The 20,851-nt window shown below is 47.9% G+C and carries 22 protein-coding genes, 1 tRNA gene and 1 pseudogene; 3 read left to right on the forward strand and 21 right to left on the reverse strand.

Going from position 1 to position 20,851, the window contains the following annotated elements; genetic code table 11:
- Window positions 1–48: 48 nt before the first annotated feature.
- A complete protein-coding gene (locus tag ACKTSF_RS08580) occupies window positions 49–1,005 on the reverse strand; it encodes a linear amide C-N hydrolase (RefSeq protein WP_407888515.1) in 957 nt (318 codons plus the stop codon).
- Between the two features lie 238 nt (window positions 1,006–1,243).
- On the opposite strand from ACKTSF_RS08580, the gene ACKTSF_RS08585 reads away from it, so the two are divergent.
- Entirely contained in the window at window positions 1,244–1,888 is a 645-nt protein-coding gene (locus tag ACKTSF_RS08585) for an LVIS_2131 family protein (protein ID WP_407888517.1), read from the forward strand.
- 218 nt (window positions 1,889–2,106) lie between these two features.
- Here the strand turns inward: ACKTSF_RS08585 and ACKTSF_RS08590 are convergent, their stop codons facing one another.
- The 3 genes from ACKTSF_RS08590 to ACKTSF_RS08600 form a co-directional block, all read right to left on the reverse strand.
- Window positions 2,107–2,679: a M15 family metallopeptidase gene (locus tag ACKTSF_RS08590; protein ID WP_407888519.1), complete on the reverse strand. Its 573-nt coding sequence runs from the start codon at window positions 2,677–2,679 to the stop codon at window positions 2,107–2,109.
- A 712-nt stretch (window positions 2,680–3,391) separates the two neighbouring features.
- Window positions 3,392–4,042 carry an NAD(P)H-hydrate epimerase gene (locus ACKTSF_RS08595; protein WP_407888521.1) on the reverse strand — a complete coding sequence of 217 codons (651 nt, stop codon included), beginning with the start codon at window positions 4,040–4,042 and terminating at the stop codon, window positions 3,392–3,394.
- 34 nt (window positions 4,043–4,076) lie between these two features.
- A complete protein-coding gene (locus ACKTSF_RS08600) occupies window positions 4,077–4,529 on the reverse strand; it encodes a MarR family winged helix-turn-helix transcriptional regulator (RefSeq protein WP_020089135.1) in 453 nt (150 codons plus the stop codon).
- Between the two features lie 136 nt (window positions 4,530–4,665).
- Here ACKTSF_RS08600 and ACKTSF_RS08605 point away from each other — a divergent pair, with 136 nt between their 5' ends.
- Complete coding sequence (locus ACKTSF_RS08605; protein WP_407888523.1) at window positions 4,666–4,992, forward strand: hypothetical protein; 327 nt, start codon at window positions 4,666–4,668, stop codon at window positions 4,990–4,992.
- A 46-nt stretch (window positions 4,993–5,038) separates the two neighbouring features.
- Window positions 5,039–5,110 (forward strand) — tRNA-Arg (locus tag ACKTSF_RS08610).
- Between the two features lie 118 nt (window positions 5,111–5,228).
- Here ACKTSF_RS08610 and ACKTSF_RS08615 read toward each other — a convergent pair.
- From ACKTSF_RS08615 to ACKTSF_RS08695, 17 genes and pseudogenes are all read right to left on the reverse strand, one after another.
- Window positions 5,229–5,648, reverse strand: a complete 420-nt coding sequence (locus ACKTSF_RS08615) for a MerR family transcriptional regulator (protein WP_407888525.1) — start codon at window positions 5,646–5,648, stop codon at window positions 5,229–5,231.
- Window positions 5,649–5,665: 17 nt separating this feature from the next.
- Complete coding sequence (locus ACKTSF_RS08620; RefSeq protein ID WP_407888527.1) at window positions 5,666–6,298, reverse strand: NAD(P)H-binding protein; 633 nt, start codon at window positions 6,296–6,298, stop codon at window positions 5,666–5,668.
- 133 nt (window positions 6,299–6,431) lie between these two features.
- Entirely contained in the window at window positions 6,432–7,460 is a 1,029-nt protein-coding gene (locus tag ACKTSF_RS08625) for an alpha/beta hydrolase (protein WP_407888529.1), read from the reverse strand.
- 68 nt (window positions 7,461–7,528) lie between these two features.
- The gene (locus ACKTSF_RS08630) at window positions 7,529–7,987 is read right to left on the reverse strand and encodes a flavodoxin (protein ID WP_407888530.1); all 459 of its coding nucleotides are present in this window, start codon (window positions 7,985–7,987) and stop codon (window positions 7,529–7,531) included.
- 112 nt (window positions 7,988–8,099) lie between these two features.
- Window positions 8,100–9,686, reverse strand: a complete 1,587-nt coding sequence (locus tag ACKTSF_RS08635; protein ID WP_407888532.1) for a cation:proton antiporter — start codon at window positions 9,684–9,686, stop codon at window positions 8,100–8,102.
- Between the two features lie 288 nt (window positions 9,687–9,974).
- Window positions 9,975–10,865 (reverse strand): alpha/beta hydrolase, encoded by an 891-nt coding sequence (locus ACKTSF_RS08640; RefSeq protein WP_407888534.1) that lies wholly within the window; start codon window positions 10,863–10,865, stop codon window positions 9,975–9,977.
- A 26-nt stretch (window positions 10,866–10,891) separates the two neighbouring features.
- Complete coding sequence (locus ACKTSF_RS08645) at window positions 10,892–11,893, reverse strand: alpha/beta hydrolase (RefSeq protein ID WP_125583810.1); 1,002 nt, start codon at window positions 11,891–11,893, stop codon at window positions 10,892–10,894.
- A 13-nt stretch (window positions 11,894–11,906) separates the two neighbouring features.
- Complete coding sequence (locus ACKTSF_RS08650; protein ID WP_407888539.1) at window positions 11,907–12,230, reverse strand: carboxymuconolactone decarboxylase family protein; 324 nt, start codon at window positions 12,228–12,230, stop codon at window positions 11,907–11,909.
- A gap of 12 nt (window positions 12,231–12,242) precedes the next feature.
- Window positions 12,243–12,659: pseudogene (locus tag ACKTSF_RS08655) on the reverse strand (cupin domain-containing protein).
- Between the two features lie 28 nt (window positions 12,660–12,687).
- Complete coding sequence (locus ACKTSF_RS08660; protein WP_125583813.1) at window positions 12,688–13,338, reverse strand: NAD(P)H-binding protein; 651 nt, start codon at window positions 13,336–13,338, stop codon at window positions 12,688–12,690.
- 111 nt (window positions 13,339–13,449) lie between these two features.
- Complete coding sequence (locus ACKTSF_RS08665) at window positions 13,450–14,121, reverse strand: alpha/beta hydrolase (protein ID WP_407888542.1); 672 nt, start codon at window positions 14,119–14,121, stop codon at window positions 13,450–13,452.
- 378 nt (window positions 14,122–14,499) lie between these two features.
- Window positions 14,500–14,913: a MerR family transcriptional regulator gene (locus ACKTSF_RS08670; protein ID WP_407888544.1), complete on the reverse strand. Its 414-nt coding sequence runs from the start codon at window positions 14,911–14,913 to the stop codon at window positions 14,500–14,502.
- A gap of 332 nt (window positions 14,914–15,245) precedes the next feature.
- Window positions 15,246–15,854 (reverse strand): flavodoxin, encoded by a 609-nt coding sequence (locus tag ACKTSF_RS08675; protein WP_407888546.1) that lies wholly within the window; start codon window positions 15,852–15,854, stop codon window positions 15,246–15,248.
- A gap of 279 nt (window positions 15,855–16,133) precedes the next feature.
- The gene (locus tag ACKTSF_RS08680; RefSeq protein WP_407888548.1) at window positions 16,134–16,976 is read right to left on the reverse strand and encodes an aldo/keto reductase; all 843 of its coding nucleotides are present in this window, start codon (window positions 16,974–16,976) and stop codon (window positions 16,134–16,136) included.
- A gap of 273 nt (window positions 16,977–17,249) precedes the next feature.
- Entirely contained in the window at window positions 17,250–18,620 is a 1,371-nt protein-coding gene (locus ACKTSF_RS08685) for an NAD-dependent succinate-semialdehyde dehydrogenase (protein ID WP_407888550.1), read from the reverse strand.
- Window positions 18,621–18,720: 100 nt separating this feature from the next.
- A complete protein-coding gene (locus tag ACKTSF_RS08690; protein WP_407888552.1) occupies window positions 18,721–19,737 on the reverse strand; it encodes an NAD-dependent epimerase/dehydratase family protein in 1,017 nt (338 codons plus the stop codon).
- 150 nt (window positions 19,738–19,887) lie between these two features.
- Window positions 19,888–20,631 (reverse strand): SDR family oxidoreductase, encoded by a 744-nt coding sequence (locus ACKTSF_RS08695; protein WP_407888554.1) that lies wholly within the window; start codon window positions 20,629–20,631, stop codon window positions 19,888–19,890.
- Between the last annotated feature and the right edge of the window lie 220 nt (window positions 20,632–20,851).

The raw sequence follows: 20,851 nt of genomic DNA on the forward strand, positions 1-20,851 counted from the left end.
GAATATCAATCGGATTAAAGGTGAGATTAAGGTTTGCAACATTTCGAATTATTCAGGGGCGTATGTATGCGGATAATACCGGTGGGCCGCCATTTCTGGCGTCAATGTTATTTGTTGCAAACGGTCAGAATTTCGTGAAATAAAATTGTAAGTTGCCGTGGAAATATCGATGATTGCGCGATAATGGGTGTAATTATGGTTCAATTCGTTCCGCCGATCAGGGTCGTAAGGCAGGCTAACTTCGGCTAACCAGTGGAAAATCTGATGCAAACTGGCTGCGGTCGTGGTCATCGGCAAGGTGCCCCAGCGCCGTAATGCCATGTGAATGAAGCGTGTTGTGGGGATCGTTCCAGTGGGTAGCGGTTCGCCGCTCTGGAGATACTCACGCGCGGCCGTGACCGTTTGTCCGGTGAATTCTGTTCCCGGAATTTTCAGAAAAGCGTTTAAGTTCTGCAAGTGAGTGGCTAGAATGGGAGTATTTGTCAGAACGCCGACCGGATTTAGCTGGGCTTTCAGAGGACCACCGGTGGGTTCAATCACCAGCGTTTGACCACTACGATCGCTGAGGATCCAGTGAAAGGGGTAAACGTAGGGATCGCTGCCCCAGCGCCGTGCCACCAGCGTGACTTGAGGAAGATCGGCCACTACTTCGGCCAACGTCGCGTGTTCACCCAATACCCAGTTAATGAAGTCTTGGGGCGTGAGGTTAACGCGACCAGCAATGGGATCACTGGCGTAACTGACGGCACCGGGGAGGTAGAGTTCGGCACAGGTGATGCCGCCTTCGTTGATCCCATCCGCCATGAGATAGGTCGAAAAGTCCACGGCTGGCCGACCGCCGCCGAGAAAGGCGTAGCGGGTCGTTCGTGACGTATGAAGCGCAGTTTGCCAGTGATAGTTTCGCGGCAAGAAGACGGGCCGCCAGGGCGTGGTCGTGGGGAAGTCCATGGTGCGGGCGAAAAAGTGGTGCTCCGCGGCTGACGTATAGGTTAGACTAGTACACATGAGACAGGCCTCCTCAAATATAAAATAATTAATTTTAGTATAGCTTAGGTCTGAGGAGAGTTAAAGCCACACATTATGAAAATGTATGTAACAGGCTATGCGGCGATAGCAGTATTTCAAGGTGTTACCCCCAGAAATTTACAGAAGTAGCGCTTGTATTCCCGGCATGAATCTCGTAAGCTAATAGAGAACAGAAATACCCGTAAGAGGTTTGTTTCTTGGAAGGGAATTGGGAACTATGAAATCAGCATGGAACTTAGTGGGGATGGGCTTATGGCTGATCGTCCTCGTGGCACTCGTATGGATGGTCCACGACATGCGGGTCAGACGGATTCAGTTGATCGTGAAGGAACACCGTAGTTTTTCGGGGAAGAACTTGACGATCTCAACGATTGAGTTGGTGGTGTGGCTACTGTTCTTTGGTGGGATGAGTTACACGACCTTTTTCCAAAACGTGAATCAGTTGGGAAGCAATCGGGTGAGTCAAACGACGCGCTACGAACCATTGGTCATCAACACGGGCGCATCATCTGGTTCAGCCTATTACGTTGAGGTTGACAATAGTGACGGCAAGAAGCCGGTACAACGCTATACGTATTTGACCGAAGGCGAGAAGTATCAGGTCAGCAGTACCGACGCCACCGTTTCGGATGGCAAGAAGCCAATCAACTTGCCGGCTTCGGCTTATAAGTGGGATGAAAAGAAGGTCACCAAATATGACCAACGCCACCAAAAGGCGTGGGTCGGTGTCATCGAAACAACCTATAAGAAGTCGTTTGTTAATGGTCTCGGACTACACGCTGGGCGACTGGCAAACCGCTTCACGTTGATTCGGATTCCGGATCATTCCTTTATGTTGAAGAACTCGGGATATAGCAATTAATTGAAACCTTGATAGGGGATCTAAGCAGGTGCTTGGATTCTTTTTTTTGAATAGTTTTAAGTTAGCTTAATTGAAAATTTTCGATAGCAGTTAAATACACCAAGAGAGTCTGGCGTGTCCCAGAGTCTCTTGGTGCATTTAAGCTTATATCGGCGAAACGTGGAGCACAAGACAGTCCGCGCACGGCCATCGTCCTATGGCGTACTCGCTATTTTGGATTACGCGTGTTCTGCAATTTGAAAGTCGTTAGGGTCAGCCTTTGCGGGTGGATAATCATCCATCTGGGTATCGCGGTAGTCCCACCATTCGTTTTCATAACCGAAGAATCCGGCTGTACGCATGGCATCGTCAAGAATATGATAATGTTCATCTTGAAGCGGTGTCCGGGTAAAGTCCCGGTGAGCGGCAACTGAGAAGTCGTCGAATTCCGTCTGCATTTCCAACTCTCTACCAGTAATATCACACAGCGTGACATCAAAGGTAACCCCCTTTTGGTGGGAGAAGTTCGGATTGGGTTTGGCAACAAATGACGGATCGGGATAGACATCGTAGAGCCGCTCCTGAGCGGATACGGGGCGGTAGGCATCCCAAACTTTCAGCCGATATCCCTGTAACCGCAGTAACTTACTCGCTTTGGCGAGCTTGTTCGCAGTTCCTGTGCGGGCGATGGCAGTAGTAAAATCGTAAATGACTTGATGGGTAAAGTTATCCGTGGTGGCGTAGCGCAGGTCGACAATAATGCTGGGGTCCAGCGCTTGGACGTTGGTGAAGCCAGTTTCTGGTTGTGACATGTGGGGCACCTCCCAATATAGTTAGCCCTAGTATACCGGGTTTGCGGAGAGAAAGCTTGTGAAGTGGCTTGAGGGGGTGGGGATGGTTTGGTGGGTGTCTTGAGTTGGGGGAATTACGGGTTGAGGTGTGATTACTTTTTTTGGGGGGATTGGGTGGTTAGTGGTTGTTGGTTACTTTATGGTTGGTTCGGGGCTTTTCTCTTTGATTTTATGTAGCCGAAACTGTCCAAAGCTGGTTGCGCTTAACCTTTCTGATGAGACAAAGGTTGGGCCTTTGGAGTTTCTGCTGGTTCGGGGCTTTTCTCTTTGATTTTATATAGTCGAAACGTGTTCCACAAAGCAGCTGGTTGCGCTTAACCCCGCTAAGCCAAAAATCCAGGCCCGGGATTTTCAACTTAGCGACGTTAATGCTCGCCAGCTAATCGCTTTGTTCCGCACTCTTTCCTGAAACGTGTTCCACAAGGCAGACTCCTGCGCTTAACCCCATTAAGCCAAAAAGCCAGGCCCGGGCTTTTCACCTTAATGACGTTAATGCTCAGGACCTAACCGCCTTGTTCCGCACTCTTTTAAAAAACGACCAGATCCTCAGGAGGGGGTCTGGTCGCAGTCAAGAAACACGAAAGTCACTCTAGCTTTCGTAACTTTTAGTTTACGCTTTAACGGAACATTGCTCGTGGTGTACAGTGCGGTTGGTTCAGTCAGCAGCCTTAGTCTAGCGGGCGTGCTCGAGATGATCTTGCGCGTAGATGCCGATGTCAGCTACGTGGACGGTACCGCTGTGTTGCTTGCCAGTGATGGTCAGAAGGCCAATCTTGTTGTAGGCCATGGTGGTGGTGCTGTCGGCAACGACCGCTACCCCCATGACTTCGCCAGTGTCCGCATTGATGCCAGATGGTACGTCGATAGCCACCGTCTTGGCATCGGCCGCGTTAATGGCGTTGATGGCGTCGGCAAATTTACCGGTGATGTCCCGTGAGAGACCCACCCCGAAGATGGCGTCGACAATCAGTGTCGCGTTGACCACGTGATTGAGGTCGGTGGTGAACGGAATGTGATAGTAGTCGGCAATCTTAAGTTGTTGTGCAGTCTGTGAGGTCGCCTTAGCTGGATCTCCCAGTAGGTAGACTTCAACGTCGATGCCGCGAATGTGAAGCAGACGCGCGACAGCAATTCCGTCGCCACCGTTGTTACCAGTTGCGGCTACGACGACCACCCGGCTTAAATCAAAATCATCATTTAACAGGTTATTAAACGTTGCCAAGGCGGCGCGCTCCATGAGAACTAATGCGGGAATACCGATCTCGTTGATGGTATGCGCGTCATAATGTTGCGCTTCGGCAATGGTAATGGCTTTACTCATCATGAATCCCTCCTTAGATGGGGAAAAACAAGGTTATTTATGAATGTTCCGTTTGCTGATCCTGCAGGACGCTGCTGGAAAGTAATTGAAGTTGTGCGGTGATGCTGGCGTAGTCAAAGTCGGCATCGGTTGGTGTGGCTTGTTGCCACCAATCGTGGAGAACCTCAATAGCTTGTTTTACCAAACGTTTACCATCGGTGGTCAACTTCAAACGGCGATTACGACGATCACGGGGGTCCGTTTCCTTCTGTAATAGGGACAGTTTAACCAAGTGTTGCACCATCCGGGCCATGAGACCTTCATCCACGGCCATCGTCCAGGCAGCTTTCCGCTGATTCAGGTGGCTGGTCTCAGAGACCAGCACTAACAAATAAAATTCAGTGATATTAACCGGCATTTCATCGGCTTCAAGAATCTGATTCATTGCCCGCTGAAATTGCCGGTGGAGAATGGCCAGGTTCGTAGTAAAGTCTAGTATCGAGTCTTCCATGAGCCACCTCCTAAGTAGTCAGTCTGATTGCTTATCCCTAGTTTACACCAGATTTGAATAGAGGATAACATTCGCACTCGTTTCTTTGCTAGGAAGTGCTAGAATAGCAGTAAAACTAATTATGGGAGGCGTTCCAATGTTTATTCAGATACCGACCGATATGGACGAGGTGCAGTTGCGCCAGCTACAATTAAAACAACATGGTGAGGATAAGACTGAAGATGAGATTATCAGCCAGGCCGTTTTGGATATTTTCCAAGGATTCTTGGACCAAGTAGAGGACGGACACTACGATACTGCCAGTTGGCAAGGTGAGACGTTGATCGTGACAGACATCGACGGCGAACAAACGGCTACGGTAAGCGCACAGGGGGCCACGTTCAATGATGACTTCCGTGAGAGTGCTGAGAAATTAGAGCTGTATTTGGAACAAGAGGCTGTCCGAGCATCGGGGGCACGCTAAATTAGTTGGCGTTGTCACCCGTTTTGACTTACACTAGAAGTGTTAGGCGCCCTTAGTGTAATGGATAGCACATGAGATTTCGGTCCTCATGATCCGAGTTCGACTCTCGGGGGGCGCATTCTTTTTTAGAAAAATGAATAGAATCGTTGATTTGACGCCATTCTTATGTGGCGTCTTTTTTTTTGGTGACGAAAAAAGCCACCCACAAAACGTGGATGACCCGCTTAAACAATATTCTAGTCCTGATGCCGTGGTGGGTTCTCCCACAATTTTTCCACGGGTTCGCCGGCATTAAATTTGGCCACGTGGTCGTCGTAATGCTCTAACTTGTAATCCAACAAGGCACGCACATCTTTTAAATGATCAATCTTGGCATCAAGCTCGTCGCGTTCATCGCGCAGGACTTGCTTCTGAGCGCCGCCAATATCTTTCTCATCTCGCAGTTGGGATAACTGGCAAAACTCGATTAAGGATTCAATTGAAAGCCCAGCTGAGCGCAGGGTCGTGACCAGGTAGACCCAGTTCAGGTCGCTGATCGTAAATTCCCGGTAGCCACTCTTGTTTCTTGCGACCGGGGGAATAACGCCAACCCGCTCATAATAGCGCAAAGTTTCGGTCGTTAACCCAAACAGTTCGCCAGCTTGTTTAATGTTCATTAGCAATTTTCCTTTCGTTACATTGGCGTATCGCCGTCGGTACCAGGTTGGTCAATACCAATGCTAGCCCGACTAGCAAACGTTGGATCGGCAATAATTTTGGTGACGACAGCGGCCACACTCTTACGGGAAACACTGGTTCCCTTAAAGGGGTCACCCTTTTGTGTCAGCTCGTAATCCGTGTTGTCACGGTTGTTTAACCAAGCTAGCCGCAACGTGGTGTAGTCCAAGTTAGAAGCAACTAAGGCGTCATCGGAAGCTTTCCCTACTTGGGCGCCTTTCCCAATCATCTGCTTGTTCCATTCGCCAAATTTACCCGGAACTTCATCGTAGATTCCCAGGTCATTCACGGAAATGACGCGCGCAACCCCAGCAGCTTGCATGGCCGCAATCACCGTTTCGGTCAGCTTAACGGTGCCGGTAGCGCCCATGGAAACGAACACGATGTCTTGATTGGCCATGGCGGTTGTTAAGGCCGATTCATTTAACACGTCACCATCAATGGCAGTGACCTGATTATTTACTAAGTCACTGACCCGATCTGCATTGCGTAGGTATAAGGTCACATGATTGTCGACGTTAGCGGTCAGGTTGGCGGTGACTAACCGTGCGATTGCACCATTACCACCCAGAATTAAAACGTTTGTCATGTTAAATCACTCCTCTAATATTATATTACAAATACGATAATAAACCTTGAAGTTAACTTCAATGCAAGCTATTTTGTCATAAATATAAAAAAGTTGCGCTGGTTAATTTTACAGCGCAACTTTTAGGATTTGACTAAAGACGGGTGCTTAACCAGTCCACCAACTTGTTCAATTCTTGTTCAACATATTCTGGCTTCCAATACGTTTCAATGTGGTGGGCGCCTTCGATTAAGAAGAGTTCCTTATCAGAGGTTCCCGTGGCGTTTGCATAGGCCTTTTCGGTTAGGTAGAAGGTATCAGCTGCCTTACCGGTCATCATCAATAAGGGGACGTTGACTAAGTCCATGTTCTCGGAGGCATCGTAAGTCATTAAGTTTAAGAAACTGCTGACGGTGTAAACGAAAGAAGACTTTGGGTGGGCGTGGGTTTGTGCGTAGTAGGTGTAGCCTTCCTTGTAGAGATCGTAAGGTAATTTGGCAGCATCTTCAGGGGCCATTTTCTTCAAATCAGGGGTATAATCTACGCCTTCACCGCGAACCTCTTTTTCACGTGCTTCTGAAGCGTTTTTTAGCCGGTCCTGAATGGTGTTGGCTTCGGAATCCATGAAGCCGTTCCGCCGAACTAAGCCGGAGTTAAAGGCAGACAGGGTTGCGACCACTTTAAACCGCTTATCGGTCTGGCCAGCACGTAAGGTGTAGCCACCGCCACCACAGATACCAAAGGCCCCCATACGATCATAGTCTACCCCAGGGAAGAGGGACAAGGCATCAGCCATCCCGTGGATATCTTCTACCCGGTAGGCAGGGTTGTCGACCATCCGTGGTTGACCTTCCGATCCGCCTTGATAGGAGGCGTCGGCAGTAATGGTGATGTAGCCGTGTTCAGCTAGGCGTTGGGCAAATAAGCCGGCAACTTGTTCCTTAACACCGCCATTAGGATGTGCAACGGTTAAGGCTGGGTATTGCTTCTTCGGGTCATAGTTTGCTGGCGTGTAGATGTTGGCAGCAATCTTTAAGCCGTTTAACGTGTAATTGATGGGGTGAATGTTGACCTCACCCGGTTTGTTTTCAGTGATAGCGTCAGCGTAAACCAAGCCCCAAGGATTATCGTTAAACTTGGGCAGTTCAGCAACGTTAGCATCCGTTAAAATCATTTTTGACATAAGAATCCCTCCAATAAAATAGGTGTTGATTAAGTTAATTTTCAGGCCCTACGAGGTGAAGGCGCCGGTTACTTTAGCAAGGCGCGGTCACTCAAATAATGGTCAATGGTGTCGTTTGAGTTGGCCAGGAATCCGGTTTGCAAAGTGGCACCGCTGTTTTCAGCCATTTCTTCAAGAAAGGCCGTGTTGGCACTCATCGGGGTGCTCATACTGGTGGCAAATGGAATGACAGTTTTGCCGGTCAAATCACTTTGCTCGAAGAAAGTATTCACGAACATTGGTGGTCGTTGGTACCAGATCGGAAAACCAATAAAGATGGTCTTTTCATCGGTTAAATCGGGCAGATTGGTAATTTGGGGATGTGTATCGCTATCAATCTGTTGTTTTGAAATTTCAGTGACTAAATCGTATTCAGTCGGATATGCTGGGTTAATGTCGAGTTCAATGAGTTTACCGTTCGTTTTGGCCTGAATATGTTGCGCCGCTCTAGCGGTTGTTCCTGAGTTGGAATAGTAAAGAATTAACATAACGTAAAACTTCCTTTCCTTAATTGATGAGCCTAGTGTAATCCTTGAAGTTCACTTTAAGGCAAGCGGAAATTTTAAAAATTTGGGACTTGCCAACTAAGGCCTAGATCCGCTAGATTAATTGATTTTGCGGATCTAGAACCAGCGATTCAGCTAGTAGGATTTCACTATAAAGATCATAAACAATGGTTGAACTTACCACGTGGCGTCGCGCTAAATCATAGAGATAAGTTCGCTCCGCGGTAAAGGCTGCCATTAAGGCCCGCCGTTGTTCCACGCTTTGGAGGGTCGATAGGACATCTGTCCGCGTGCTAGCGCGCCGCCACTGGGTGACAAAGGAGCCAATCGTATTGTGCTGGTCCTGATCTTTAATATCGTAAATAACCAAATTACGGACTTCGCTTGGCAGAGATAGATTTTGGACCGCCTCAACGCCGATTAAAACCATTTTGTGGCGAACTTCTGTGGTTTGCCGGTTACGATTTCGTTCGTCTAAATCAACGGGTAGCCACCAGCGAAAGATCAGGGTGGGGAGCAGCATGCTGAGAATAATCACGACGGTCTCAACGAGTAAAATCAAATTGAAGGTGGCTGTTCCGAGATGACTTGACGTTAACGAAAAGGTCATGGCTAACGTGACTGTCCCGTGAACACCACCCAAAGCGAATAGCGTGGCCGTGCGATTACTCTTGTCACCGACCAAAAAGCGTGCATAAAGCCAACGACAGATGAACAGAGCGAGATAGGCCACGATACCAATCAGCAGCCAATCAAAGGACCCGATGACTTGCGTGTAGTTAGCGGCGAAGATACGTTCCAGGTTCAACCCCAAGATGACGAAGACGAAACCATTTAAAATTTGATCCATAAAATTAATGGTCTGAATGCCCAGGTGCATCTGGCGGGGCGCAGCGAACCGGCTACGACTCGCCTCACTGTTATGAATCAGTCCGGCAGTGACGACGGCAATAATCCCTGAGACACCAGCTTCCTCAGCAATCAAGTAAATGACTAAGGGTGTCAACACGTAGAACAGATTTTGCGAAGAGACTACGTTGACGCTACTACGCACAATGGATTGGCGGAGTAGTGCAAAGCCGCCAGCCAGTAAAGCACCAAGAAGTGCGCCACCACCGGCCGACCAGAGTAAGGCACCGATATTATGCAGTAAGCCCAGATGTCCCGTTGTGCGCCAGAGCAGAGCGGCCTGCAGCAGAACAATGCCAGACGCATCGTTAAAGAGGGATTCCATTTTCAAGCTAGACTTAGTAGCGGCTGGGAAGGTACGTCCCGTGGTCACGGAGTCCAGGGCCGTTGCGTCGGTGGGCGTACAGATAGCAATCATGATTAGGGCAATCGGCAGGGCTAAGCCAAAGATTCCAGATAGAATCACTGTCGCCACGGCTGCTGACCCAATAGCCAAGACCCCCGCTGAGCCCAGAATGCTGGGAATCCGCTTACGAACCATCAGGATGGGCGTCCGCTGTGCTTCAAAGAACAGAAGGGGCGCTAGAATAATGAGCATAAAGACGTCGCTATTTAACGTCAATACCAGGTGATTTGTGAAGGGAATGGCTGCGACCACGATTCCCATTAAAACGTTAATATAGGTTCTGGATATTTTAGGAACCAGCCGAGCCAAGATGTTGCTTACGGCGACGGCAATTAATAGAACAAAGAAGGAGACGAATAGACTCATGGGACTTCCCCGCTTTCATACTGATGCCCTTACTGTACGCTATGTTGAGTACAGTTCCTAGCTGAAATTTCAGGGGAGTAGGTGCATCTGCAGACGGCAAAGAGTCTGGGACAAACCCCAGACTCTGTTTGGTTCTCCAATTCTATATTGCTGAAACGTGGGACGAAAGGCAGCTGGCTCCGCTTAAAACTGATAGCCAAACGATCCAAACCCGGGATTATTCGGCTATCAGCCTTAATGCTCACCAGCTAACCGCCTTTTGTCCCACTCTCTTAAGCGAAAGCTAGACTAGAGACGAGCTGATAAGAAGGTGTCGATATTTTCAATGGCACTTGGCACGTAGTCATGACCATCGTATAAGTCGAAGTGACGGGCTTTAGGGATGATGACCAGTTGCTTATCCGTGCTGGCAGCATTCTTGAACATGACCTCGGCACCAGGACGGGTAAAGGCGTTTTCCCCGCAAATCATCAAGAATGGTAAATGTAAGTCTTTGACGATTTCAGTTGGGTGAAATTGTTGCCAGTCTAATTGGGACCAAGACACAAATTCGACCCGGTTGACGGCAGCGCCCCGCTTGTGATCGAAGTAGTACTCAGCGCCCTCAGAGCCAGGTTCGATTAAGTCTAAACGGGTGGCTTTTCCGGTACTGGTGTACAGCGCCTTTTCTTTTAAAATCTCTTCTTTAGGTGCAGTCTCAACGGTATCAATGATTGTGAAGGGGTTAACGACCGCAATGGCCTTTAACCGGTTTTCATTCAGGGCAGCCAATGGTAAATAAACACCAGAGCCACAAATGCCAATTGCACCTAAGCGGTCGGCATCCACGTTGGGGTATGCGGCTAGAAAGCTAATGGCGCTGTGAATATCGCTGGCCTTAATGGCAGGATCTTCAGTTCCCCGAGGTTGGCCTTGACTGGCACCGATATAAGAATAGTCATAGACCAGCGTCAAGTAGCCCCGAGTTGCCATTAATTGTGCGTATAAACTTTGGGTCTGTTCCTTGGTGGCCCCCATGGGTCCCTGGACAACCAGCGCTGGCAGTTTAGCATCGGCCGGCATGTTAGCTGGGGTATAGACGATTCCAGCTAATTTGAGATGAGAGTCTTGGTTTTCAAAGACGACCGGGGTACTGTCAAATTCTTCTAAAGGTGCCTTTTCTACTGCGAATTCGCTCATAAATTATTCTCCTCGTATTCTACCGTTTATAGGTTGCGTTCAGCCATCCAGTTGCCCATGTGGTCGGCAACTTCTTGGTTGTTTAAGTCTTCAAACATGAAATGATCATTACCATGAATGCCTTCATCAGGTAGGTAAACGACCTTGGCATCACCACCATGGCGGTTAACCGTTGCGACAAATTCGTTTGCTAATTGTTTAACGCCACGCCAGAAATCCCAAGCCGGAACGTTGGAAGGTTCTGACGGGATGTTGTCACCAAAGTAAATGGCAATTGGTTTCTTGACTAGTTCGGCGAAGTCCTTGGCTGGGACGCCGACACCTTGAACGGGCATCGGGTATTTAGTTGGAATAATATCTGGCACTTCATCTTCTGGAAAGACAAAGGTACCAGGTTCAATTGCGATGATCCCGGTGACGTTTTCACTGGCCATACCGATGAACCAGCCAGGGACGCCTCCTTGAGAATGGCTCACTAAGACAGCCGGTCCGGATTTTTCATAGGCGGCAACTAGCGCGGAGGTAATAACGGGAATGTCAAACTCACCGGTATCTGGTGTCATTTGCCGGAAGAATTGGTCAAGTGACGCATCGTCTTTGGGAAAGGCCGTATTTTCAATAAAGTTAGGCCATAAGCCTAAACGGAACTGGGTGAACCAGTTTTGGTCATCTGGTGTCGCGGGAATCTGAGTGGCAACTGATGATTGGCCAGCTTCACCACGTCTAGGTTGATCAATCAGGTAAACGCCGTAGCCCTTTTTCAAGAAGATGTCAGAGAAACCAGGACGGCCATCAGGCGTAGACATCCAACCGGTCCGTGATTGACCATAGCCGTGAAGGAACATCATTGCGTGGCCGTTACCATCAACGGGGAGCTGATAGAGGACACTGGCATGATCGGCGTGACGGGTTTGGCCAGCTGGGGCCATTTGACCATTGATAGGATCGAACGTGCCCGCGGCTTGTTGGAAGGTGCCGCCAGCTGAAAATACACCTTGTTTTTGAATCTTTAAGTAGTCTTCTGTCATTATCAGTTCCTCCTTATTTTTCCGTATAAACTTCTTTAGCCAGACCAAATGCCGTCCAAGCTTTAGGCCAGCCACAGTAGAAGGCTAACTGTGTAATGATTTCAACGACTTCATCCTTAGTAATCCCATGGGCCTTGCCAAGTGCTAGATGGGCCTTTAGTTGTTGAAAGTTGCCGCCAGACATGAGAGCAGCAATGGTAATCATACTGCGATCATGGGCTGAGAGTTGATCTTCACGAGACCAGACTTCACCGAATAAAACGTCATCATTAAGTTCTGCAAATTTAGGGGCAAAGTCACCTAAATTATCGCGACCAGCTGTTTGTTTTTCTGCCATGAGTTAATCCTCCTACTTGTCCAAGTCTGCAAATTCTGCGTCAGTTACTGGTTCGAGCCATTCAGTAGTCCCCTTGCTAATGGCCAAGTGTGTGAACCAACTATCCTTTTTTGCACCGTGCTAATGCTTGACGCCATCGTGAAATACGACCACGTCGCCAGGTTTCAGGCTCTGAGCAGGTTGACCCTCAATTTGGGCCCACCCTTCACCAGAAGTGACCAGGATGATTTGAAAGCCATCGTGGTGCTTGTGCCAATTATTGCGAACGCCAGGTGCAAAATTGACGCTAGCGACACTGACATCAACGTCGTCTGTTGGTGGCACTAAGCCGGTGAGATAACTGTTACCGGAAAAGTACTGCGCAAAGGCTGTGTTTAAGTCACCAAAGCCGAAGATATCGTTCTTTACTTCTTGTTCATATTTTGCCATGAGAATGCCTCCCTTAGGTTAACCTGTTTTAGTAGAAAGATGGTTTGTCAAAGTAGGTATCGGGTTCGCCAATACCAAAGCTTTGACGACTGTACTGACCGCTAGCATCGTGTAAAATGGTTGCGATTCCCCGGGCAACCGCTTGGCGACTGACTTGGGCGTTCTTGAAGGGTTGACCTTTAGGAATCAGTTCGTAATTTTCATTGCCGGCTTGATTGAACAACCAGGTCAGACGTAACACGGTGTAGTCAGCAAGATCGGAGTCTTCCATAACCTCGGCACTTGCTAGCATGGCATCTTCACCAGCTTGGCCACCAACCATGCTTAAGTTCCATTGACCGAATTTACCAGGAACTTCGCCGTAGATGCCGAGAATATTGGCACCAATTAATTTTGTAACATGGTTAGCGTCTAAAGCCTTGACCACGTTTTGAACATCTGAGGTTAAATGCATATGGTTGAGGTAAGCGGCGTCAACACCCTTTGCTGCTGCAGTCAAGGCGGCTTCGTCTGCAAAGTCGCCATTGATCAAGGTGACCCGGTCGTTCGCTGCGTACTGGTTTAAACGGGTGGTCATGTTACGACCATACAAGACTAGCTCGTCGGTCGTTTCGTTCAGTAACAAATCCGTCAGATAGCGAGAAATTTGACCAGCGGCACCTAATACTAAAATTTTCATATAGAAGCAATCTCCTTTTATAGGCAAATTAAGTTCAAAATGACAAGTCGTTTGGACCAACGCGATGGCCCTAGGTGACTATGTGTTAAAGCATAAACCTTGTAGTTAACTTCAAGGCAAGAGCTTTTTGAAAAATGTTTCTTGCGCGTGTGCAAATTGATTCGTCGCCGAGGCCAACGTGTGACCACCATTTGGGTCTTTCCAGTAGCTAAGGTGGTCGGCATCAAAGTTAGTGGATAGTTGACGCAATCGGTTAATGAGCGGGGTCATTGAATTCTGCGTGCCGTCCTGACTACCAACCGTTGCTTCAATGTGAAAGGGTGCTGGTTGGCTGGCCTTCACAGCGGCTATGAGTTTTTTGGCCGTTCGGTCAGGATGCAAGAGGCCACCGTCATTGGTGATGGTCCAGCTATCGCCAGCCATAGGGGCGAAGTACGCGAAGTAGGCTAGCCGTTGCTCAAGAACAGACCAAGTTGTGATGGCACCCATTGAGAAACCCGCAAACGCCCGATGTTGCCGACTGTCGATTAGGTCTTGCGCCCGATCACCGGCTGCATACGTCCGGTAAGCGGTTTCAACGGCTGGTAAAAGCGATTGGCACAGCTCTGCTTGAACAAAATCGGTAATGTAATCGCCATCATTTTCCCAGCTCCCAGTTGGCTCGCCGGTTGTCGGGTAATAGGTAGGTGTCACCACGATTTGTGGTAGCAGCTCGCCAGTGGCCATTCCCTGATCCAGCATCCGTCTGAAGGCAGCGTCGTGCAGAAAAGTTGTCTCATTCATGCTCCAGCCGTGCATCAGGTAAGTGACATTGAATTGCTGGGATGGCAGCTGGAAATAGGCAGCAGGTAGATAAATTAGGGCGTGGCGCGGTTGCTGTTGTTCATTGCGGTAGCTTAGTGGAACGAGCCGGCTAGCAGTCGCGGTTGGTCCTTGGTTGACATTGTCTACGGGAATGAAATCATCTCCAATACGGTAATTTATTGAAAGTAGACTTAACTAACGAAGCTAGAATACACCTTAAAGTCGACTTGAGGGCAAATGATATGATTTAATTTCAAAGAAAAATGTTTACAATATAACTTGGTTCTTGAATCACCCCATGGATGCCAAAACAAACGTCCCGTCTTTGTTGCTAGACGGGGCGTTTGTTGAGAAAAGCTATTTTAAATGATCCGGGAATGTGGGGTCAATCCCTTGGGGGAACTTATCTAGGTTAGGATCAACTAGGACATCAACATAATGATTAATCCAGTGATTGATCATAATATAGTGTCCTTGGACCTTCTCGAGCTCGGCTAGAATCCTTTCCTGCTCGTCAGTCATAATCTTGAGCTGCTGTCTGAGCGTTTGCTTACCTTCAGCAGAGAGCTGAACGTATTCTCTGATAGTGGGCACGGGCATGCCCAGTTCGCGTAAGGTAATCACCATTTTGATCCACGCAAGATCATTCTCAGTAAAAACACGATTATTGTACTTGTCACGTTTGACCGATGGCAGGAGCTGTTGATGATCATAGTAGCGAATGGCTGATTGCGAAATACCCATAAGTTTAGCGACTTCTTGAATTGTCATGATTCTAAACCATCCTCCGTCAGGGCACTTGTCTAGGTAATACGTCTGACAAGTACAGCTAATATTTACATCTGTCGTTATTTGATATAGGTTCGTGATGTCTAGCGTCAGAACGTGTCAACGACTAGAAGCGCAGTAGTACGAACACAGCTTGAACGCTACCTTAGGGGAAGGGGAAAATAAAAAGGATTGCCCGATAGACAATCCTCCGTGTAGTAGACTGAAGTGTGTGTACGAAGGTGCTTGGCTAGATGGCAGTATCAAGAGGTAAAGGCTCTTAGTTTATAGGGTAACCCCTAAAGCCGACTTTAAGGCAAACGCTTTCTTGCAAATTAATCAATTAAATGATGTTGCTTGAGGTAGCGGTTAATCGTCGACTCATTGTTTGCACGAAAACCTGGCTGCAATGTGAGTGCTTTACCTTTAGCCATGCGCTTCAAGTAAGGGGTGCTTACACTGATTGGACTGCTCATGCTAGTCGTAAACGGAATGACCGTCTTGCCGCGAAGAGTGTTGGCTTCAAAAAAAGTGTTGATAAACATGGGTGGCCGGTGATACCAAGTTGGGAAGCCTAAATAGATAGTCTTGTAACTCTTTAGGTTAGGTGTATTGGTAATTTTGGGCCGGCTATTACGATCGATTTGTCGTTTGGCAACGGTCACTAATTTACTATAATCTGTGGGATAGGCAGGAGACAATTTGAGCTTAATTAGGTCAGCACCGGTCTTCCGCTGTAAATACTTAGCAGCGGTTTCGGTGGTCCCAGAGTTGGAATAGTATAAAATTAAGGCCTTGCCATTCTTTTTAGAAGTATGGGTCGTCGCGGCTTGCGTTTGGCTGGGAGAAGGGGTGCTAGCGGTTATCCGCTGGATGGCATAATAGCCACCGCCAAAAATGAGTAAGGCTAGTAGAATGAGTGACACAATAGTTTTTTTTGACATAATTAAATTCCTCACTTTGCGTATTTGTATTTGATGTGTTTCATCATAAACCTTGTAGTTAGCTTCAAGGCAAGGGGGAATTCAAAGAAAAATAAAAAAGTGCTAGAAGGCACTTGCTGACGAGCGTTAACGGGGATAACCGGCTAATCCTAGTCCTGGATTGGTTGGTTATTCCCGTTAAGCGGAGTCAGTTGTCTTCTGGCACTTATTAATTTAAAAATATCTAATAGGTTGCAACACTTGCCACAGCCTATTAGATATTTTAAGTATTCAATTTTCTTAGTGTAAGCTAGCAATTCGGGCAACGGCGGCCGGGTCACGGTGATCAAAGAATTGGCTTTCTTTTCGGTCTAAACCACTAATGGCCTTCAATTCTTCATCAGTCAACGTGAAGTCAAAGATGTCGAGATTCTCTGCCATTCGCTCTGGGTGGACGGACTTAGCTAAGGCAACAATCTTCCGTTGGGTTAACCACCGCAGAATAACTTGACCCACTGACTTGTTGTGGTTTGCAGCAATTTCACTTAACACGTCATTGGTGAAAATGCTGTGTTTACCTTCAGCAAATGGTGCCCAAGCTTCGGGTTGAATGTCCTGCTGGCGCATGAAATCAATGCTGGTTGGTTGTTGGTTCCAGGGGTTGATTTCGATTTGATTCAGGGCAGGCTTAACGTCATTGAACAAGGTTAAGTCAATCAGACGGTCGCTGTCGAAGTTGGAAAGACCAATGGATTTAATCTTGCCTTCCTTTTGCAGGTCTTCCATGGCTCGCCATGAACCGTAAACGTCACCGTAGGGCTGGTGAATAAGGTAAAGGTCCAAGTAGTCTAGCTGCAGTTTCTTTAAGGTTGTTTCGAAAGCCTTTTTCGTTGCGTCGTAGCCGGTGTCAGTGACCCAGAGCTTAGAGGTAACAAACAAGTCTTCGCGCTTAGCGCCAGCACGCTTGATACCTTTGCCGACCGCTTCTTCATTGCCATAGGATTGGGCGGTATCAATTAAGTGATACCCAGCATGAATGGCATCGACAACGGCTTGTTCGGCCGCTGCTAAATCAGCAATTTGAAAGACACCAAAGCCAAAGACAGGCATCGTGTTACCATCATTTAAGTTTACAGTTTCCATGAAAAAACGCTCCTTTAATTAATTTGATGAGTTCATCATAAACCTTAAAGCTAGCTTCAGGGCAATAGAAGTTTGAAAAAAATCAGATTTTAGGTCAATTTGTTCTGGTTGAATGGGTGAGGCGGGTATTCTTCTGAAGGGGAAAGCTAAGTTAAAGGCCTAGCAACGCAACACAATGAGGGGCGACGTTGGCACAAAAATAGCGGCATAAATGTTCATCCTCATTGGATACCATTTATGCCGCTGATTTCGGATCGTTTTATAAAAGAATGCTTAGTCTTTGGCGTTGACAACCAGGTGTTCGTTCACAAAGGCGTCAAAACCCAGTTCGTACATTTCACGACCGTAGCCGGAGTTCTTGACCCCACCAAATGGTAGCTCGGGTAACGTTGCCCAGGCACGATTGATAAAGGTCATGCCGGCCTCAATCTGTTGTGCAACGGCGTCGGCGTGCTTCGTGTCTTCCGTGAAGATGGCACTGCCTAAACCATAACTAGAGTCGTTGGCTAAAGCAATGGCTTCTTCTTCCGAGTTCACTTTGTAGACGGAAGCCACAGGGCCAAATAATTCTTGGTTGTAGGCGGGATTGTCCTTCGTAATGTCCGTCAAAATTGTTGGCTGGAAGAATTGGCCAGGTAAGTCAATCGGATGGTTGCCATAAAAAACCGTAGCACCGGCGTCAACCGCGGCATCGACCTGTTTTTGCAAAGTGGTTTTGGACTTCGCTGAAGACAAGGGGGCTAGCGTGGTTGCTGGGTCCATTGGATCACCAGGCTTAACCTGTTCAAAGGCCTGCTTCAGCATGGTTAAAAATTCATCATACTTATCTGCCATGACGATAAATCGTTTGGAAGCTGCACAGATTTGACCGGCATTAGATAGACGAGCGACTGGCGCAACCCGCTTGACCTTGTTCATGTCAGCATCTGATAAGACAATGAATGGATCGTTTCCGCCCAGTTCCATAGTGGACTTCTTTAAGTTCTGACCAGCCGTCTTTGCCACGGAAGCGCCACCGCGTTCGGAACCAGTTAAAGCAACACCCACGACTCGAGGGTCGGCAATCGCCTTATCTACTTGGTCGTAATCGACAAACAGGTTGGTTAAACTGGCGGTTGGTGCACCGGCCCGCCGAATAATATCGACAAAGGCTTCGGCGCTACTTGGCGTATTTGATGCGTGCTTCAAGAGCATGGGATTACCAATCATGAAGTTGGGCGCAAAGACCCGCATGATTTGGTAGTACGGGAAGTTCCAAGGTTCAACCATGAACAAGACGCCTAGTGCCTGCTTTTCATAGTAGGCGTCGCCAATGACGGTGTCGAGCGGTTTATGGGCTAAAAATTCGGCAGCGTGGTCGGCAAAGTAATCGGCGATGTCAGCGCAGAGCTCAACCTCAGCTTCTGATTCACCAATGAGTTTTCCCATTTCTTGGGTGACCGTGGTGGCTAACTGGGTCTTTTCGGAACGCATCATAGTAGCAATCCGGTGTAACGTGTCTCGGCGAGTCTCACTGGGCTCGTCGCGCCATTTGAGATAGAGTGCATGACTATCTGTTAAAACTTTTTCCAACTGATCGTCAGAAATGTTCTCATATGAATTCAAAACTTGGTTATTAAATGGATTGATCGTTTGGTAAGCCATTTATTGGTGCTTCCTTTCTATATATTAACTGCGAGTTGCGTTAGCTGAATCACGCAAGTAACCATAGCGTAAACCTTGAAGCCGACTTCAAGGCAAGCCTTTAAGCAAAATCTTTTAGCATTTTGTGAATGGCCTGTTTAAAAGTCGTTTCAGCGGTGGTGTGCCGATACTGATAAAAGTCAGGGTACTTCGTTTTTAAAACGGACTTCGGGTTTAACCGCCAGGCCTGGTCTTTGTAGAAAGCCGTGTAGGAGATGGGTTGCCATAAGGCCAAGGCCGTCTGGGCAGAAATCAAGGTCGGTAATTTGCTGAAGAGTTGTGTGACCTGATCAGGCGTTAAGGTATCCTGTACAACTGTTTCCAGTTCACGATAGGTGCTGGTGAATCCTAAGCCGAGGACCCGGGTGCCATTGCTCTGAGGATTATTCATGACAGCTAGTTCCAAGCCGGCAATATCACGAACGTCCACACTGTCCATGGGGCCATCAACCAGCTGTCGACTGCCGTGCAGATACGCGTAAATCATGTCGTGTTGCCAAGGGGTGAAGCTGGGGCCAACAATGTTGGTGGGGTGGATAACGGTGACCGGCAAATTAATAATATTAGCCAGGTCACGGACGCGTTGTTCCTCACGAACCTTCATGTTAATAAAGGGCTCGTAAGCGGTATCCATGTGGTCGAGGTCGGGCCAAGTGTCTTCATCGATGGTAGTGACAGTCGGATCAGCAATCCCCATGTCAATGGCCGCTGCTGAGCCAATTTGCACGAGCTTCTGAACCGTATTGGCTTGGCTAATGCCTTTAAAGAGATTATTCACAGCCTGAATTTTGGTGGCAATAAAATCAGCAGTTGATTGTTCATGGCCCGTGAACGGTGCGGAGTTATTGAAGACCCACTGGCTCCCAGTTAGTGCCGTTGCGACCGCCTGGGGTGAGTCCAACAAGTCAGCTTGGACACCGTGAATGTTGGGTAAGAGCTCAGTTAGGGTTGCCAGTTTATCAGCGTTACGATAGGTCCCCGTGATGTTCGTGTACCCAGCATCGGTCAGCGTTTTAGCTAACCATGAGCCGGTGTACCCAGTAATGCCGAGAATGACAATTTTATCGTTTTTTTGCATATGATGCCTCCTAGATTTAAAAAGGTGTGCTCTAAGACAATTTCAGATGAGAGCCAGATCATTAGACCTCTCTTTAGTACCAGACTACGCTACTCTAGAAAAACGTTCTGAAATCAGTCTAGATTTCAGAACGTTTAAATTTGCCAGCCATTAAGCTTGTTTGGTTGGATAAATGGTAAATTCATTAACATTAACGTCTTCGGGTTGGTCAATGGCAAAGTTCACGACTTTAGCCACGGCTTCAGGACTGATACCAACTTGCTGGTAGAAGGTATCCATACCCTTCTTGGTATCTTCATCCGTAATGGTATGGAGCAGTTCCGTGTTGATGGCTGCTGGATAAAGACTCACTGTCCGAATGTTGGTGCCTTCTTCAGCACTTTCCATCCGAATAACTTCCATTAAATTACGGACCGCGAACTTGGTTGCGCCATAGACCCCGGCACCGGCAAAGCTCTTAATCCCAGCAACAGAAGAGGTCGTAATGATTTGGCCGTGTTTTTGAGCTGTGAAGATGGGCATGACAGCGGCGACACCGTGGAGAACACCACGTAAGTTAATGTCGATCATCGTATCCCATTCTTTCGTGTGCAGGGCGCTCATTGGTGAGGAAGGCATAATGCCGGCATTGTTAAAGATGACGTCTAGGCCACCAAATTTGTCCTGTGCCAATTGGACTAAGGCGGTGACGTCTTCCTGGTTGGTAACGTCCGTGACACGGTAGGTGGCGGTGCCCCCGGCGTCTTCAATATCCTTAACGATTGCTGCTAAGCGGTCTTCACGGCGAGCACCTAGGACAACCTTTGCCCCATTTTGTGCCAATAATTTTGCGGAAGCTTCACCCATTCCAGATGAAGCACCAGTGATCACGATTACTTTATTTTTAACAGTCATATTTAATTTCCTCCTATTTGTCTGGTCGTTTCAAAACATACGGTCCATCGGTTGGCCAACGAATGATGACGACGCCCAACAAATTTCGAGGGAAATTGCCGGGTTCTTGCGAGTTGCCATAATCCTTGGTGACCTTGATTCAAAATGAGTATGGACCTTCAAGTACACTTTAAGTCAAGCCTTTCTCAAAAAAACTTTTTGGCTTGCTGCCAGCAAATTT

The organism is Levilactobacillus muriae, from assembly GCF_045862015.1.
Taxonomy (GTDB): domain Bacteria; phylum Bacillota; class Bacilli; order Lactobacillales; family Lactobacillaceae; genus Levilactobacillus; species Levilactobacillus muriae.

Coding starts and splice junctions, on each gene's coding strand:
- ACKTSF_RS08580 (WP_407888515.1), bottom strand. CDS start 1,005: ATGTGTACTAGTCTAACCTATACGTCAGCCGCGGAGCACCACTTTTTC.
- ACKTSF_RS08585 (WP_407888517.1), top strand. CDS start 1,244: ATGAAATCAGCATGGAACTTAGTGGGGATGGGCTTATGGCTGATCGTC.
- ACKTSF_RS08590 (WP_407888519.1), bottom strand. CDS start 2,679: ATGTCACAACCAGAAACTGGCTTCACCAACGTCCAAGCGCTGGACCCC.
- ACKTSF_RS08595 (WP_407888521.1), bottom strand. CDS start 4,042: ATGATGAGTAAAGCCATTACCATTGCCGAAGCGCAACATTATGACGCG.
- ACKTSF_RS08600 (WP_020089135.1), bottom strand. CDS start 4,529: ATGGAAGACTCGATACTAGACTTTACTACGAACCTGGCCATTCTCCAC.
- ACKTSF_RS08605 (WP_407888523.1), top strand. CDS start 4,666: ATGTTTATTCAGATACCGACCGATATGGACGAGGTGCAGTTGCGCCAG.
- ACKTSF_RS08615 (WP_407888525.1), bottom strand. CDS start 5,648: ATGAACATTAAACAAGCTGGCGAACTGTTTGGGTTAACGACCGAAACT.
- ACKTSF_RS08620 (WP_407888527.1), bottom strand. CDS start 6,298: ATGACAAACGTTTTAATTCTGGGTGGTAATGGTGCAATCGCACGGTTA.
- ACKTSF_RS08625 (WP_407888529.1), bottom strand. CDS start 7,460: ATGTCAAAAATGATTTTAACGGATGCTAACGTTGCTGAACTGCCCAAG.
- ACKTSF_RS08630 (WP_407888530.1), bottom strand. CDS start 7,987: ATGTTAATTCTTTACTATTCCAACTCAGGAACAACCGCTAGAGCGGCG.
- ACKTSF_RS08635 (WP_407888532.1), bottom strand. CDS start 9,686: ATGAGTCTATTCGTCTCCTTCTTTGTTCTATTAATTGCCGTCGCCGTA.
- ACKTSF_RS08640 (WP_407888534.1), bottom strand. CDS start 10,865: ATGAGCGAATTCGCAGTAGAAAAGGCACCTTTAGAAGAATTTGACAGT.
- ACKTSF_RS08645 (WP_125583810.1), bottom strand. CDS start 11,893: ATGACAGAAGACTACTTAAAGATTCAAAAACAAGGTGTATTTTCAGCT.
- ACKTSF_RS08650 (WP_407888539.1), bottom strand. CDS start 12,230: ATGGCAGAAAAACAAACAGCTGGTCGCGATAATTTAGGTGACTTTGCC.
- ACKTSF_RS08660 (WP_125583813.1), bottom strand. CDS start 13,338: ATGAAAATTTTAGTATTAGGTGCCGCTGGTCAAATTTCTCGCTATCTG.
- ACKTSF_RS08665 (WP_407888542.1), bottom strand. CDS start 14,121: ATGAATGAGACAACTTTTCTGCACGACGCTGCCTTCAGACGGATGCTG.
- ACKTSF_RS08670 (WP_407888544.1), bottom strand. CDS start 14,913: ATGACAATTCAAGAAGTCGCTAAACTTATGGGTATTTCGCAATCAGCC.
- ACKTSF_RS08675 (WP_407888546.1), bottom strand. CDS start 15,854: ATGTCAAAAAAAACTATTGTGTCACTCATTCTACTAGCCTTACTCATT.
- ACKTSF_RS08680 (WP_407888548.1), bottom strand. CDS start 16,976: ATGGAAACTGTAAACTTAAATGATGGTAACACGATGCCTGTCTTTGGC.
- ACKTSF_RS08685 (WP_407888550.1), bottom strand. CDS start 18,620: ATGGCTTACCAAACGATCAATCCATTTAATAACCAAGTTTTGAATTCA.
- ACKTSF_RS08690 (WP_407888552.1), bottom strand. CDS start 19,737: ATGCAAAAAAACGATAAAATTGTCATTCTCGGCATTACTGGGTACACC.
- ACKTSF_RS08695 (WP_407888554.1), bottom strand. CDS start 20,631: ATGACTGTTAAAAATAAAGTAATCGTGATCACTGGTGCTTCATCTGGA.